At 65.7% G+C, this 15,220-nt stretch carries 15 protein-coding genes and 1 tRNA gene; 6 read left to right on the forward strand and 10 right to left on the reverse strand.

Translation table 11 applies throughout. From position 1 onward, the window contains the following. Positions 1-39: 39 nt before the first annotated feature. Together pbpC and ACVILL_RS33205 are read right to left on the reverse strand one after the other, a co-directional pair. Entirely contained in the window at positions 40-2,151 is a 2,112-nt protein-coding gene (gene pbpC, locus ACVILL_RS33200) for a penicillin-binding protein 1C (protein WP_456732901.1), read from the reverse strand. An 83-nt stretch (positions 2,152-2,234) separates the two neighbouring features. Continuing rightward, the gene (locus ACVILL_RS33205; RefSeq protein WP_456732902.1) at positions 2,235-7,442 is read right to left on the reverse strand and encodes an alpha-2-macroglobulin family protein; all 5,208 of its coding nucleotides are present in this window, start codon (positions 7,440-7,442) and stop codon (positions 2,235-2,237) included. Between the two features lie 289 nt (positions 7,443-7,731). Here ACVILL_RS33205 and ACVILL_RS33210 point away from each other — a divergent pair. Continuing rightward, positions 7,732-7,808 (forward strand) — tRNA-Arg (locus tag ACVILL_RS33210). Positions 7,809-8,396: 588 nt separating this feature from the next. After that, complete coding sequence (locus ACVILL_RS33215) at positions 8,397-8,855, forward strand: DUF992 domain-containing protein (protein ID WP_456732903.1); 459 nt, start codon at positions 8,397-8,399, stop codon at positions 8,853-8,855. A gap of 522 nt (positions 8,856-9,377) precedes the next feature. On the opposite strand, the gene ACVILL_RS33220 is transcribed toward ACVILL_RS33215, so the two are convergent. The 3 genes from ACVILL_RS33220 to ACVILL_RS33230 all read right to left on the reverse strand — a co-directional run bounded on the left by ACVILL_RS33220 (position 9,378) and on the right by ACVILL_RS33230 (position 10,546). Then, entirely contained in the window at positions 9,378-9,569 is a 192-nt protein-coding gene (locus ACVILL_RS33220; protein WP_456732904.1) for a hypothetical protein, read from the reverse strand. Between the two features lie 301 nt (positions 9,570-9,870). Continuing rightward, positions 9,871-10,113, reverse strand: coding sequence for a YdeI/OmpD-associated family protein (locus ACVILL_RS33225; RefSeq protein ID WP_456732905.1), 243 nt, complete (start codon positions 10,111-10,113; stop codon positions 9,871-9,873). Between the two features lie 19 nt (positions 10,114-10,132). Continuing rightward, complete coding sequence (locus tag ACVILL_RS33230; protein WP_456732906.1) at positions 10,133-10,546, reverse strand: SRPBCC family protein; 414 nt, start codon at positions 10,544-10,546, stop codon at positions 10,133-10,135. 269 nt (positions 10,547-10,815) lie between these two features. Between ACVILL_RS33230 and ACVILL_RS33235 the strand changes: the two genes are divergently transcribed. Then, a complete protein-coding gene (locus ACVILL_RS33235) occupies positions 10,816-11,121 on the forward strand; it encodes a hypothetical protein (protein ID WP_456732907.1) in 306 nt (101 codons plus the stop codon). Positions 11,122-11,148: 27 nt separating this feature from the next. Here ACVILL_RS33235 and ACVILL_RS33240 read toward each other — a convergent pair whose 3' ends face one another. The 3 genes from ACVILL_RS33240 to ACVILL_RS33250 form a co-directional block, all read right to left on the reverse strand. After that, positions 11,149-11,781, reverse strand: a complete 633-nt coding sequence (locus ACVILL_RS33240) for a 2-dehydro-3-deoxy-6-phosphogalactonate aldolase (protein WP_456732908.1) — start codon at positions 11,779-11,781, stop codon at positions 11,149-11,151. A gap of 11 nt (positions 11,782-11,792) precedes the next feature. Beyond that, positions 11,793-12,707 (reverse strand): 2-dehydro-3-deoxygalactonokinase, encoded by a 915-nt coding sequence (locus ACVILL_RS33245; RefSeq protein WP_456732909.1) that lies wholly within the window; start codon positions 12,705-12,707, stop codon positions 11,793-11,795. Between the two features lie 133 nt (positions 12,708-12,840). Then, on the reverse strand, positions 12,841-13,056 hold the full coding sequence (locus tag ACVILL_RS33250; RefSeq protein WP_456732910.1) for a hypothetical protein: 216 nt from the start codon (positions 13,054-13,056) through the stop codon (positions 12,841-12,843). A 197-nt stretch (positions 13,057-13,253) separates the two neighbouring features. Here ACVILL_RS33250 and ACVILL_RS33255 point away from each other — a divergent pair, with 197 nt between their 5' ends. Next, positions 13,254-13,430, forward strand: a complete 177-nt coding sequence (locus ACVILL_RS33255) for a hypothetical protein (protein ID WP_456732911.1) — start codon at positions 13,254-13,256, stop codon at positions 13,428-13,430. A gap of 81 nt (positions 13,431-13,511) precedes the next feature. Here the strand turns inward: ACVILL_RS33255 and ACVILL_RS33260 are convergent, their stop codons facing one another. Continuing rightward, a complete protein-coding gene (locus ACVILL_RS33260) occupies positions 13,512-13,853 on the reverse strand; it encodes a hypothetical protein (RefSeq protein WP_456732912.1) in 342 nt (113 codons plus the stop codon). A 143-nt stretch (positions 13,854-13,996) separates the two neighbouring features. Further along, a complete protein-coding gene (locus ACVILL_RS33265) occupies positions 13,997-14,173 on the reverse strand; it encodes a hypothetical protein (RefSeq protein ID WP_456732913.1) in 177 nt (58 codons plus the stop codon). A 187-nt stretch (positions 14,174-14,360) separates the two neighbouring features. On the opposite strand from ACVILL_RS33265, the gene ACVILL_RS33270 reads away from it, so the two are divergent. Further along, positions 14,361-14,597 carry a hypothetical protein gene (locus ACVILL_RS33270; RefSeq protein WP_456732914.1) on the forward strand — a complete coding sequence of 79 codons (237 nt, stop codon included), beginning with the start codon at positions 14,361-14,363 and terminating at the stop codon, positions 14,595-14,597. 225 nt (positions 14,598-14,822) lie between these two features. Further along, entirely contained in the window at positions 14,823-15,179 is a 357-nt protein-coding gene (locus ACVILL_RS33275) for a DUF6481 family protein (RefSeq protein ID WP_456732915.1), read from the forward strand. Positions 15,180-15,220 lie beyond the last annotated feature (41 nt).

A 15,220-nucleotide genomic window follows, 5' to 3' on the forward strand; every position in this document is an offset into this window, starting at 1 on the left:
TTCCGCTTTCCAACCGCGCCGCTTCGCTTTCCCACGCGATCATTGCACGCGGATCACAACGGTATCCGCGGCCCCTGTGGCGTCGATCACGGTAAGCCGCGCGAAGCCCGGCCCGGGCGGCTCGATCAGGCGCTGGCGCCGGCTGTCGATGTCCCCGGCTGAGACACCATTGACAAGAACCGTCAGCGGCAGCACCCCGCCGGCGACCTTGACAGGCAGCGCGGCATTGCGGCCGCCCTCGGATTGATCGACGTCGATGCGCGAGCCGTTCAGCGGAAACTGGATGTGCGGCGCCTGGTCGCTGCCGCTGCGGACCAGTTCGCCGAGCGGCCGAAAGCGGCGCAGCGGCGGCGGCAGCTTAGCGTTGGAGGCGACCAGCACGCCCCGCGGCGGCTTCGGCAACGCCGCCGGCATTTTTCCGGTGCGCGCGAAGGCGTCGAACAGGATCGGCGCCGCCGCCGTGCGACCGACCAGACCCGGCACCGGCGCACCATCGGGACGGCCGACCCAGACGCCGATCGTGATGCGGCCGTCGAAGCCGACCGACCAGGCATCGCGATAGCCGTAGCTGGTGCCGGTCTTGAACGCGATCCGGTTATGCACGCCGTTCTCCGGTGGCGGCGTGCCGAGCAGGACGTTGCCGACCTGCCAGGCCGCGGCCTGATCCATCAGCCGCATCGTGTCGCGGCGATCATTCTCCTGCATGATCTCGCGCAGCGGCTTGGTGGCGCCGAGCCGCGCCAGGCCCGAATAGAGCTGGGCGAGATCCTGCAGCGTGACGCCGACGCCGCCGAGACCCATCGCAAGGCCCGGTGCCTCGTCCTTGGGCAGCACGAGACTGGTGCCGGCCTGCTTCAGCCGCGACGACAACCGGCTCGCGCCGACCCGGTCGAGCAGCGCGATCGCCGGCACGTTCAGCGACAATTGCAGCGCCTTGCGGATCGGCACCGTGCCCTGGAACGTCATGTCGAAATTTTCCGGCGCATAGCTGCCGAAGCGGATCGGCCGGTCCTCGATCAGGCTGTCGGGATGGACAAAGCCATCCTCGAAAGCGAGGCCGTAGATAAATGGCTTCAGCGTCGAGCCCGGCGAGCGCACCGCGCGCGTCATGTCGACCTGCCCGGCCCGCCGCTCGTCGAAATAATCCGCCGAACCGACCCGCGCGAGCACGTCGCCGGTTTCATTGTCGACCACGACGATCGCAACCGAAACGTCTGGCCCCTGCGCGATGGCGCGGTCGCGCGCCAGCGCCTCCAGGTTCCGTTGCAGCGTGGCGTCCAGCGTCAGCTTGATGACCGGGGTGTCCTTCATCGTCGCGATCGCCTGATCCGACGAATGCGGCGCCAGGATCGGGATCTGCTTGCGCATCTTCGGCACTGCCGTCGCGGTGGCCTGCGCGGCATCGTCCTTTGACACCACGCCGTCCTCGACCATGCGGTCGAGCACGCGGTCGCGCGCGGCATGGGCGGCGTCCGGGTAACGGTCGAGCCGCCGCCGCTCCGGCGATTGCGGCAAAGCCACCAAGAGCGCCGCTTCGGCGAGCGAGAGCCGCTTCGGCTCCTTGCCGAAATAGGCGATTGAGGCGGCGCGCACGCCCTCGAGATTGCCGCCGAACGGCGCCAGCGCAAGATAGAGGTCGAGGATCTGCTCCTTCGAGAGCTGCCGCTCGAGTTCAACCGCGCGCACCATCTGCCGGAGCTTTGCGTAGACCGAGCGCTGGTGCCGCGGCTCGATCAGCCGTGCCAGCTGCATCGTGATGGTCGAACCGCCCGAGACGATATGGCCGCTGGTGAGCAGCTGGAATGCTGCGCGCGACAGCGCCAGCGGATCGATGCCGTGATGCTCGTAAAAGCGCTTGTCCTCATAGGCGAACAACAGCTTCAGATAACCGGGATCGACTGACGTCCTTGCGTCGACCGGCAACCGCCAGCGTCCGTCCGCCATCGCATAGGCACGCAACAGCTTTCCATTGCGATCGACGACTGTTGTCGAGACCTGCTGCGCCTTGTCGAGCGGCAGCGGCCCGAGCGACACGACCCAGGCGGCGAACGCGCCGGTGATCGCGACGAGCACGACGGCGATTGCAGCGGCGACGCGAAGCGCCAACCGCCGCCGACGCTTGTCATGCCCGGGCTTGACCCGGGCATCCACGTCTTTCACCCCAATGGACGCGTCCGTGGATGGCCGGGTCAAGCCTGGCCATGACGGGGACAGTTTTGGGCGTCCTTCCTTGCTCATTTCGCCGGCTTCACCTCGACCGCGCCGGTGCCGCTGCGGCCGTAGCGCGAAGGATTGTACATGTCCTCGACATAGGCCTGCGGCAGCACGTATTTGCCGGGCGACACCGCGCGCACGACATAGGCGACCGTGAACACCGACTTGTCGTTGGCGCCCCGGTCGATGGCCGCGGTGAAGCGGTCGTCGCGGAACTCGGTGTTCTTCGGCTCGACACCGTCCTCGATCCACCCGAGCGTGCCGGAATCCCCTGATGACACCAGGTTCGGGTTGTCGATCTCGAGCCCGGCCGGCAGATAGTCGGCCACCATGATGTGCCCAAACTCCGGTTTGGCTTCCGTGACCTTCAGGACAACCGCGAAGCGGTCATTCTGTTTCGCCTTGGTGACATCGGCCGGCTTGCCGTCGAGCGTGAAGTAGCTGCGTTCGATCTTAAAGCCGTTGGAGGCCGCCGGTTCCGGCGTTACCGGCGAACCCGACACCGAGATCACCGCCTGCACCGGCGCGTCGCCGGTATTGGTGATCTTGAGCGGCTGGCCCGTCATCTCCTCGGTCTTGTAGCTGCGATAGACCGCGGTCTTGACTGGCTGGCCGTTTATGTCGAGCGCCAGCGTCTCCTTGGCGAGCGCGCGCGCCGCCAGGACCATCCACGCATTCTCCTGCGTCGAGGTGTAGGGCGACAGCCCTCGCGCCGCCTCGACCCGCAGCACCGCCTGCGTCAGCGTGGTGCGCGGCGCATTGCCCTCGCCCGCGAGCGAGACCAGCGCGGCGGCATCGCGCAGCGCCGAGCCGTAATCGACCCGGCCGAACTCGATCACCGGTTTGGGGTTCAGCGCGTCGAGCGCGGCACCATAGACCCGCTCGGCCCTCGCTCTGTCGCCGACCAAGGCCAGCGACGCGGCAAGCTGCGCCTTCGAGATCGGCGTCGCCAGATTGTTCAGCTTGGTATCGGCGAGATAGCGCAGGTCGCCGATCGGCGCGGCGGCGTTGCGCGCAAGCACGTAGAGGCCATAGGCCAGATCGCGGCCGCCGTCCTTCTCCGGCTCGTTGGCATTAACCACCGAGTTCCTGACGCGGTCGAGCGCGCTCTTGAACAGCACGTCCGGCACCGCAAAGCCCTTTTCGCGAGCCCGGGTCAGGAAATCAGTGACGTAGGCGTCGAGCCAGGCGTCGTCGCCGCCCGCCGACCACAGGCCGAACGAACCGTTGGACCCTTGTCGAGCGAGGAGCCGCTCGATCGCGTCGCGGATGCGCTGGTCGACCGCGGTATCCATCGCGAGATGGGCGCCGGCGGCGAGATCGTTGACATAGAGCAGCGGCAGCGCGCGGCTCGTGATCTGCTCGGAACAGCCATACGGGTAGCGATCGAGCGCCTTCAGGATGCTCGCGGCATCGAGCGCGGTCGACAGGCTCGCCGAGATCGAGACGCTGCCGGTGCCCGGCACGAGATCGGAGAACATGTCCGAGGTCAGCGTCAGGCTCTCGCCCTTCGCCAGTGTGCGGATCGAGCGGCGCGCCAGCACTTGCGTGGCCGGCTTGACGTCGAGCGCGTAGTGCCGCACCAGCGTCAGCCCGTTCGGCCCGGAGATGTCGACGTCGAAATCGGCGCGCCCGGCTCCCCCCGCCTCGAGACCGAGCGACAGCGAGTTGCGCTGCTTGGCGGCGAGCTTCACGGTGGTGGTCGAGTTGCCCGAGGCCTTGATCGGGCCACTCGACTTGACGCTGATTTTGTAATCGCCAGCGGCGCCTTCGACATTGTCGATATCCATGCTGATGGTGCCCTTGTCACCGGTCAGCAGGAAGCGCGGCAATGTCGCGGTCAGCACCACGGGATCGCGCACGATCACGTCGACATTGGCGCGGCCGACTTTGGTGGCGCTCCATGCCACCGCCATCACCCGCGCGGTGCCGGCGAATTCAGGGATGTCGAAGCTCACTTCGGCGGTGCCGTCAGGGCCGACCGTGACGATGCCGGAATACAGCGCGAGCGGCTTCTGGGTCGGCGGCGAGCCCTGCAGCTCGGCGCCGGCGGAATCGCCGCCGCTGCGGATCTGGCCGCGGGTGCCCTGCATGCCGTCGATCAGCTGGCCGTAGAGGTCGCGGATCTCGGCGGTCAGACGGCGCTGGCCGAGATAGTAGTCGTCCGGCGCCGGCGGCTTGTAGTTGGTCAGGTTGAGAATGCCGACGTCGACAGCGGCCAGCACCACCTTGGCGTCCTCGCCAGGGTTGAGCCCGCCGAGCTTGACCGGGATCTTCAGCGTCGAGCCGGGCCGCACCAAGGCGGGCGGCGACAGCTCGACGGCAAGCGTGCGCGCCTTCTTGTCGATGCCGAACCATTTCAGCCCGATCGCGCGGCCGGGCATGCGCCCGGCGGCGGCATCGAGCGGACGGCGCAGCGTCGTCATGACGTAGGCGCCGGTGCCCCAGTCCTTGCCGACCGGCAGCTTGACCTGCTGGGTGCCCTCCGTGACGTCGACGCTCTGGGTCGTCAGCAGGCGGTCGCCGAGCACATAGACCGTGAGCTTGCCGGCGGTGCGCGCGTTGACCGACACCGTCATGGTGTCGCCTGAGGCATATTCCGGCCTGTCGATCGAGGTCTCCAACAGATCGGGCGTGTCGGCGCTGCCGTCGGAATACCAGCCGACGTCGAACTGCACCGAGGTCACGGGACCGTCGGCGTCGGTCGATTTCACGTCGAGCCGGTAGCGGCCGGGCTGCGGCTGGAAAGTCAGGCGCATCGGCTTGTCGGCCGCGAGGTTGACGTCGCCATCGGACACGCGGCGGGTCGATTTGACCGGCTCATACTGCCAGGACGAATTCTGCCGGTACCACTGATAGCGAGACTCCAGCTTCAGCAACTCGTAGCGCAGCCCGTTGCGCGGCAGCTGCTTGCCGTCGGGCGCGACGAACACGACGTCGAACTCGGCCTTGTCGCCCTCGGCGACGCTCTTGTCGCCGAACAGCGGCTTGACGCCGATCAGCGAGGCGCCAGGGGCCACCGGCAGCACGATCTTGCGCTCGACCGAGCGACCGCCGGTCTCCGCCATGCGGATGAAGATCTGGGCTTCCTGCGGCCGGGTCGAGGCCGGCACCTTGTCGAGCTTCACCGGGAAGGTCGCCGCGCCATTGGCATCGGCCTCCGGCAGGTCCTCGATCGGGGTCCGCTCGTTACTCGCAGTCTGCTCGTCGTCGACGCCGAACTGGTAGCCGGCATAGCCAGGACGCCCGTTCGCCGCAGGCGCGACCAGCATGTCGCCCTCGAGCTGCAGGCCCGAGGCCGGCGCGCCGTAGAGGAAGTGGCCGGAGACCTGAAGTTCCACTGGAACTTCAGCTTTGATCACCTTCTCCTTGCTGGTCAGATCGAATTCGACCCGTTCAGGGATATAATCCTCGACCATGAAGGTGGTCTCTCCGACCGAAGAGCCCTTCGGGTCAGTAAAGACGCGGGCGCGCCAGGTGCCGGTCGGCACCGCCGAATTGAGCACCACCGCCAGCATCCGGCCGCCGGCGCCCTGGTCGGGCAGCACGGCGCGGCGGAATTCGACACCGTCGGGGCGCTCGATCACCATGATCAGCGGCGTCCCGGTCAGGGCGTTGCCCTGCCCGTCGCGCAGCAGCGCGGTGAGATAGACAGTCTCGTTGGAGCGGTAGACGCCGCGCTCGGCATAGACGAAGGCGTCGGCGCCGGCCGGGATGGCGCGGCCGGCGACGCCGCGATCGGTCAGGTCGAAGGCGTTGGTCTTCAGGCTCAGGAAGGCGTAGTCAGCCTTCTCCCCCATCACCGTGAGCAACGCCGGCGACAGGCCGCCCTCGCCGCGCGCCAGCCCCTGCTCGAACAGCACATGGCCGGCGGCATCGGTCTTGCGGGTGGCCAGGATCTCGTTGTTGCGGGCGACCAGCTTCACCTCGGCATTGGCGACCGGCTCGGTCGAGGCCAGCGAGTTGACGAAGACGTGGATACCGTCATTGCCGGAGAAGGCCGACAGGCCCATGTCCGAGACGATGAACCATTGCGTCGCCAGCGTGCCGTCATCATCGGTGCCCGGACCCTTGGCCGCGGCGGTCATGACATAGATACCCGGCTGCAGGTCGCCCAGCGCCTGGTCGACCGGAAATGCCGTGACGACGTCCTGGTTCAGTGTGGTCGCCGTCGCAAGCTCGCCGGACCACACCTTGACGCCGCGCTGGTCGCCGAGGTCGGAGAGCTGGTAGCGGCTCAGCGTGCTCTGAAAGTCAGAATCGATCACCGTGTTGATCAGATTGCGGTCGCCGATCCGGAAGACGTCGACCGTGACGGCGGGCGTGTTGACGCTGACCACCGGGATACCGCGCTGGCCGGTCCGCGGCAGCACATAGGCCCGCCCGGTAAAGCGCACGAACGGCTTGCGGTCGCGGACATAGATGTTGAACTCGGCCGACTTCGGCAGGGTCTCCTTGACGGTCGACGGCAGGCCGGCGCGCAGGTTGATGTTGTAGCGTTCGCCGTGCTTGAGCCCGTCGACGCAGAGCTGTTGGCCTTCCGCCGACAGGGCCGGCTTGTCGGTGCCGGCCAGCGCCAAAAACGGCGCGAAGTCGACGCGCTTGGCCAATTCCTCGGAGAACTGGAAGCAGGCTCGCGGCGAGGCTGCATCGGAATCGACGGTATAATCGAGCAGCCGGAAGCCGTGCTCGTCGCGCATCTTCTCATACTGGCCCCGGACATCGGCGACCTCGCGCAGGTCGAGCGACAGCCGCAAGCTATCGAGCGCCGGACGCCATAGCTTGCGCTCGGCGAGCGCCCTGCCGAGCACCGCCAGCGCGTCGGCCTCCTCGCCCGCATTGCCGGCGCGCTGGTAGGCGATGTAGGCGGCGGTGGAGGCGCGCTCCATCAGAAAGGTCTGTTCGCTGGAGCTCGCCGACCGGATCTGGAAGACGGTTTTGGCAAGCCGCAGCCAGTTCGCGCCGTCCTCGGGCGCGGTCGCCGCGATCTGGCCGAGGATCGTCAGCCCGCCGCGGAAATCATTGCGCCTGAAGGCGGCGTCCGCGTCGGTGCGCAGGGTCGCGGCCGACTTGTTGACCGCGCCGGCCTCGCTCTTGATCTGGGCCTCCAGCTTGATCGCGGAATCGGCGAGATCGTCGCGCTTGAAGGCCTTGTCCGCGGCCTGGGCGCTCACCAGGGCGAGTGCCAGCGTGGCGCAAATTGCGGCGGCACGGACCAATCCGATCATGATGGAGCTCCTGAACGCCCCGCGGTCGAACGCCGCGCTGGGGCTAAAAAATGCGCGAAAGGTGACGGAGTGAAGGCGCGGACATGAACGGACGAAAACGTCGCAGATCGCATTGCCAACATTCCTTTGACCAGCCCCGGCGGCAGCGTCGGGCCGGCTCGGCGGACTGGGCAGGCCAACGCAGGGCGGGACCCCTGCTCGCCTTTGTCGTCCGACCACAAAAATCGGTTCGGGCGGACTTGGCGGAAAAGCGGATTTTTCATATTGGCGGTGCTACAAGGCGGCCGACGGTCCCGTAGCTCAACTGGATAGAGTAGCGGATTTCTACTCCGCGGGTTGCAGGTTCGAATCCTGCCGGGATCGCCACGCCACTCCCCTCAACGAAACCATTTTCCAGAACGCGCGAAGCCGGGCGGAAACAGACCCGGCGTAGCATCTCAACATTGGACCAAAAGGGGATTCGGTCATGTGGGATTTCATCAACGAATTGTATCGCGATTTCTGCCTGGCTCGCCTGCAGGAAATGCGGAAGCTCGAGCATCACATCTGATCGGGCGGAGCGCGGTCGACGACCGCCCTTGGCCGGCCTCCGGGCAAATTTCCTGCGCACAGGAAGGTCAGCGACCAGCCCCTAATCTATCGCCGGACGCCGGCGCCCGTATCACTACGGTGGCTTCGAACCTTGGCGCCGTTTTTGCAAACAGAACATCACTGGGATTGCGGGCCCAGATTGGAACAGGGCGCCGCCGGGACAATGCATTTCGAGCCCGGCGGCGTAGTTTTCCGGGACAGGCAAACTGTCGCTGATGCGAACGGCCTGGTGTCCATGCCAGAACGGGTGGCGCCTTTTGTCCGCGGCAACCAACTCCGGATTCTAAGCCTCCCTTAACCACACGCGAAGGCCGTGCACGAGGTCGTGGGCCGATTGCGTCCCTCTGCGCGTTGTACGGCACCATGCGCACAACGGGCCATTGGATCGTCTCTGCTGTGTGTGGCGCAGCGGTACTCGTGGCGCCCATTTCAACCTCCGACGCACAGCAGGTGCAGGCCGGAACGCTCGAGTGTCGTGGCGGCCCCGATACCGGTTTCATTGTGGGCCCGGTGACCAATCTCGATTGCGTGCTGCACGTCGATAGCGCGCCGGACAGTCGCTACGTCGCGGCCATTCGCAACTTCGGTATTTTCATCGGAGATGAGGAATTCGCCGTGACCTGGAAGGTGATGGCGGCGGTGCCGTGGCTCGGGCTCGACGGCCTCACCGGCGGTTACAGCCATGCCGGCGGCGCCGGCGCCAATGTGCTCGTCGGCGGCGCCAATGCTCCAATCACGTTGCGTCCGCCGGACGAGCAGAACGAGGCCTCAACCCCGCCCGTGAAAATCGACAACCTCGAGCTTCGGCCGGTGGATCGCTGACACCGGCCAAAATGCACAACGCCGCCCGCTTGAAATAAATGCGGACGGCGTCGGCCCTAGCCCCAGGAAGGTGATGCAAAATCCTGACGGTTCCAAATATGTACACTTTGTGCCCAAGGCGCATGTCCCAAATTGGCTATCACGCGCGACGCGAACTGTCCGGACTGGAACTCGTTTTCCGCAGAATGCAGCGCTCGCCATTCTGCCCGGTTGCACACGCTGCCGGTCAGCGATCTTCGTGGTCCTGTGAGGGGATTCACAGGAGCATCGCAAACCAGGTGGTATACTGCGAGCATTCCTATAGTCATTTTTGCCGACGAATTTCCATGATCAAGCTTTTGACGGTCACCGTAGCGGTGTTCACTGTTCTTGCGATGCTGCGCGGTCAACCGCGCGCGTTTGCTCCGCTGCCGACGAGGCCGATGCCCGGCGTTCTCGTTCCGTGACGTCATGGGCAATGCTGAACAAGCATTCTGTGGCTGCCTCGCCGCGTGTCTCGTCTCGGCCTTCTACGAGATCGCGCTATGGCAAGACCGGCACGGTCAACGCGCCGATCTCGTGCGCAACGCGATGAAGCTCGTCGTGCCGCATTCCAGGAAACGCTGATAGCGGCGCCATTTGCTCATCGAGATTGCGCGCATGAAAACGCAACGCCGCCCGCTTGAAATAGATGCGGACGGCGTTGGCTCTAGCCCCAGGAAGGTGGTGCAACATCCTGACGACTCCGAGTCTGCACGTGCGCCGCCAACGAGCATGGCCCAAATGGGCTATTTGCGAAGACAGAAACGAAGGTAGGTTAACTGCGGGGCGCCGGCGACGGTGCCTCACGACCAAAGTGTCAACTTGGCCTCAGCGTGGCCCACGCGCTGAGGCCTCTCTTTTCGATGCTCACGGTCTGCTCTGAGGTCACGGACCGTTCTTTCTCATTCAGCGCACGATTCCCTCCGTAGTTCTCCGTGCGTGAACAAAGTTCCGCCGGCCATTGATAACACCGGCAGCTCGGTTCGCGAGGTTCTCACCGCGCACGCTTACTCGGCCGATGCGCCATTCCCATGTAAATCCCGCCTGCCTTCAATTCCGCGAGCATCTGGTCGATCCGCTTGCGCTTCGTTGCAGCTCGCACGCTGCGGTCGATCCAGTGCAGATAGTCGTTGCGTTGATAGGGCGGGCGCTCCTTGAACGCCTGCATCACGCCGGCATTGTCGAGTTCGCGACGAAGGCTCGCCGGCATCGTCGCGCGGGGTCGTTTCAATGTCACGCCGGCCCCAGTCGACGGATCAGGACCGCGACCTGGCTTCGACGTAGCGCTTGAAATTGTCCAGGATCGCCTGCCAGCCGCCGCGCTGTTGCTCGACCGAATGGGTGTCCTCGCTGTCGAAGGAGACCTGCACCCTGACGCCGCGGGCCTCCGGCGTGAACGCGACCTGCGCGGCGCGATCGCCGAACGAGTATTCGAGCAGCCGGGGCTCCTCGACCTTGGTGTAGGTGCCGGCGAAATCGAACCCCATGCTGCCGTCCTTGGCTTCCATCCGCGACGAGAAGGCGCCGCCGGCGCGCAGGTCGACGGTCGCGGCGGTTGTGTGCCAATCGTCGGAAGCCGCATTCCACTGCTTGATGTCGTCGGGCGTGGTGTAGGCGCGCCAAACATCCGCGATCGGCGCGGCAACGGTCGTTTCGACGACTATCTTCATGTGCGTTCCTTCGTTGTGATGTGAAGCTGATGCTCCCCTGGAGCTCTGCCGGGGCGCGAGCGCTGTCACTCTACTAGGGCCATGCGCCGTGATCCACAAACCGCTCCGGCAGATGACACCACATGCCACAACACCTGCGCGGGCCGCCGGGAACATGAGGGGAACCGGAGACGCCATGCAACGAGCCAGACGGTGTATGACCACCCCACAAGAATTTCGTCAGGAATGACCGTGTATGGAAGACGGGTCCAACGCCCGGAGGGGACGTCATGCGGAACCTGAACACTGTCCTGAGCAAGCTGAACGACCGCCTGCTGCGGCTGGAGGGCGAGTTGTTCGTGCTGCGATCGATCGCCCGCGCCGCCCTCACCGCCGGCGACGAGTCCGCCATCCGCACCCGCAAGCTGCTCGAAGGCGCCAGGCTCGCGCTGTCGGACGAAGCCGAACGGCCGCTGGACGCCGCGACCGAGAAATATGTCGCGGCCGCGATCGCCATGGTCGAGGAACTGCTCGAGAGCCCCCGCGAGGCGGCGCCGCTGTTCAGGGTGATCGACGGCGGCAAGCGCGACGATTAGCGCGCGGTCAAAGGTTGGGCATCGAACCTAGCCTGCCTGCACGGCCCTGTCATATGCCTCGATCGTCACCTGTGCCCTGACAGCAATATCGGTGGCCGTCATGCCAGGCTTGTAGAGGCTGCTGCCGAGACCGAAGGCGCGAATGCCTGCCTTGACGTACTCGGCGAAATTCTGGTCCGAGACTCCGCCGACTGCGGCGATCATCACATCAGGCGGCAGCACGGCGCGGATCGCAGTGATGCCGGCGGCGCCGAGCACGCTCGCCGGAAAAAACTTCAGGCTCGACGCGCCCGCGCGTGCGGCGAGCAGCGCTTCGGTCGGCGAGAACACGCCGGGCATCGTGACCATCGCATGATCCCGCGCGCGCGCCAGCACATCGACATCGACATTGGGCGAGACCATGAGGCGGCCGCCGGCGTCATGGAGACGATCGACGTCGGCCGCTGACAGCACCGTGCCGGCGCCGATCAGCACCCCGGCAGGCGCACGCTTCGCCGCGATCTCGATCGAACGGAACGGCTCGGGCGAGTTCAGCGGAATCTCGATCGCGGTCATATCAGCCTCGATCAACGTGCTGACGATGGCAGAGGTTTCGTCCGGCCTGATGCCGCGCAGGATCGCGACCAGCGGACGCTTCATCGGTGGAAACGGAATGCTCATGCGTTGATCCCTCAATTGTTCCAGATCGCCGCCGCCGCACTGGCGAGGCCGCGGCGAACCGCCTCCTCCGCGTCCATGACATTGAACGGGATCGAAAGGCGTCCGAGTGCGATCTGATAGAGCCGCTGCAGCCGGCCCGACGCGATCAGCGTCACCGGCGCTGCCTGCTCCCGCCCGGCAAGCCCCGCTGCCAGCTCGCCGCCAATGAGCGTGCCCGAGATCGTCTCGCGCGCGGCCTGCGCGCTGCCGCCGAACAGCAACTGCCGCGAGCGCACACGAAACAGCAGGTTGGCCGAGAGCGCCGGCGCGGCGAACGCTCCCGCGACGGCCGCGCCGAACGCGTCGGCATCGACCGCCTCTTCCGCGCCGGCGACGGCGTGCGACAGGATGGTGTCGCGCGCTACCGCGCTGAACAGCTCTCCGGTCATGAATGTCGCAAAGCGTTCGACCGTTCCGCCGCGGACGCGCACCCATTTGGAATGCGTTCCCGGCATGCAAACGAGAGCCTCACCCGGCGCGTCCAGACCGAGCGCGCCGAGCAACTGGGTCTCCTCGCCGCGCATCACATCGGGTGCCGCAGCATCGCGTTGTGCGATTCCAGGCAGGATCCGGATGTCGCGCGCCTGCCCGCTGACCACGACGGCGCCCTTGAGGATGTCGAAGAGATGCGCGGGTGTGTCGATATAGCCGGCCTCGACCCACCCCTGCCGCGCGCCAGCCATGCCGCAGATCACGACCGGTAGATCGGCCGCCACGCCGAGCGCGTCGAGATGCGATTGCAGCACCGGCGCAAAGCCGGCCCTCGCGGCCACGGTCATGCCCTGGTCGCTGCGGCGTTCACCGAGCACCTGGCCGCCGGCGTTCATCAGCCAGAGCCGGAAGCTGCTGGTGCCCCAATCGACCGCGACATAGCAGGGCCCGCTCATCGCGCTCCGTTCCACGCTCTCGGTTTCCGGCGCGACGAACCGCGCCGCTTCCCGGACGCGATAACGGCGTTCAACGCGCCGCGCAAGCCACGCCGCCGCCAGGTTCGCTCGCCTCAGTGCATCCGCGGATCGATTACCGCGCGCCCTTCAGCGTGCAGGAGGTGGTGCAGGTCGTGACGTTGCCGCGCTCACACTTGATGCACGCATTGACGCACTGGTCCATGACCTTGGGATTGTACTGGCTATACAGATTGGCCACGCAGCTGTTGGTCGATCCCGTGACCTCCGGGTCGGACCAGCAACCGGACAGTAAAAATGCTGCGGCACTCAAAATGGCGACCTTGCGCATAAGGCCTCCTGGCGCGCGTAAACCTCAGTAACCTTGATGGGTTAGGTTAAATTCCGGTTTCAATTGCGACCTTATCCGGAAGCAGTATTGCTTATCCACCGGACATTTCCCCAAGGTCCGGGCCCACACCGGCAAGGCCGTCAGGCGACCCCGCCTGGCGGCTTTGTTGCCCAGCAATGTACAAGGATACCAACAAGATGGCCCGAAAGCCGCGGTGGTCGTTCAAGGAGGACCGACGACTGATGGAACTGGCACGCTCCTCAAAGACGCTTGAGGAGGTCGTGAAGGCGACCGGGCGCTCGCCGGAGCGAATCAAGAAGATGGCCATGCGGCTCGGTCTGTCGATCAAGCCGCGCAGCGCCACCAAGAAATAACCTGAAATACAGCCGCTGCGGCGGTCTCGCCGGCCCAAATGGGCACTGGTTGGCGTAGAGTAAACGCACCAGAAGCGAGATCTAGGGTTCGGGCGGACAATCGTCCTTTGCACGCACCGGGATCGCCTTGGCCTCACCCTCAGTCTTGACCTCGCGTTCAGCCTTGACCTCGCGTTCAGCCTTGACCTCGCGTTCAGCCCTGGCCGCGCGTTCAGCCTTGGCCAAGCCGTCAGCCTCGGTCGACCGGGTGCACGTTGTCAGCACGAGAGCCATCCGGCTGCATTGCCAGTCCGGCCCGAGCGCCGCGCTGGTCACCGGCTCAGGCGACGCCAGCGTCAGGGATAGATACGCAACCAAAACGGCACCCGCCGCACCTGCGGCAGCCAGCGCCGCGCCCTTTACGGACCACAGCTTGGACATCATGGCCTTGGTTCCCGCCGATTTCTGGGAATAGCAAAGGCGACCCGTCCGCCCGCGTGTGACCGAAATCACAACCGGGATCAAACAGTTCAGCCCGAGTCTTTGCGCGAGATGTGGGATCGATATTGCATTGCCGCAAGGCGAGGTCAGCGTGCCGGCTCGATCACATTACAGTTGGTTCGGCCCGACATCAGGCAGTCCTGCATCTTGCTCGCCGCCGTCAGGTCATGCGCAAGCCAAAGACCGACCGCGAGCATGATCGCCGCGACCAGCAGTCCGATCAGCGCGCCGCGGCGGTTGCCGCCGTCTTCGGATTCGTTCATGCCCGCTTCGGTTCCCGATTGCCACAGCCCGCATCATGACCGTTTGCACGGTTGCGTGCGATCAATTCTGCAACAGTCGCGCAATGAAACGCGAGCCCTCAGCCATGGGCGTCGCAATTCCGTTGCGGGTTTCCGCGAGTCGCGGAAAACTGCTCGCCGAAGTGGAGCGCGTGTGCGGAGCGTGCCAGTGAGCGAGCAAGAAGCGACCTACGACCATCAGCGTTACAGGCAACTGCTTTCGGAAGCTGTCGACGAGACAAGCAGGCTGCGGCTGATCAGTCTGCTGATCAGCGAAAAGGCGCGCGACAGGCTGGAGGCCCAGCGCACCTCGGACCGGAGCGCAATGACTGCCGAGACGGTCGCCAAGGTCCTGGGCACCAAGGTCCTGAGCGACAGGCGGCGCGAGCCGCTGCTGCGCGGTTAGGCTCGTCGGCAGATCCCAGGCTTGCCGGCAGATTCGGTGACCAACCACTCACCACGCCGGCGGCCGGGCGCGGGCAAGCATCGCCATCGGCCATTTGCTGTGCGCTCATATCTCCCTTGCTCCACAGCCCTCCGTTCGCCACTGGCATTTTCGCCGCCGTTCACTTATTGAAACGCCGAACCAACCCCATCCATCACCCGAACAGAAAGCAGCAAGGCTTCCTCTATGAGTGGCTTCAAGGAACCGGGTTTTGCCGACCGCCAAAAGGCGGCCCTGCAGGCACGGCAAAACCTCCTCAACAAGTTTCGCGCCCAGCCGGGAGCTGACGATCCCGCTGTGAAGGCACGTGCCGACGAGCGCGCGGCGATCGCCGAACGCCGCACCAAGGCCAAGGAAGCCCGTGAGGCCGAGAAGGCCGAGCAGAAGCGAATTGCGGAAGAAGCCGAAGCAGCCGAGGCTGCCCGCATCGCGCGCGAGAAGGAAGAGGCGGCCGCCCGCGAGGAGGCGCTGCTCGCCGAGCAGAAGGCCAAGCGCGACGCCCGCTACGCGGCGCGCAAGGAACGCGGAAAGAAGAAGCGGTGAGGCGCAACCAGGCCCGCCGCAACGGCGGGCCTGCGGACGAT

Source organism: Bradyrhizobium sp. USDA 3364 (assembly GCF_054056355.1).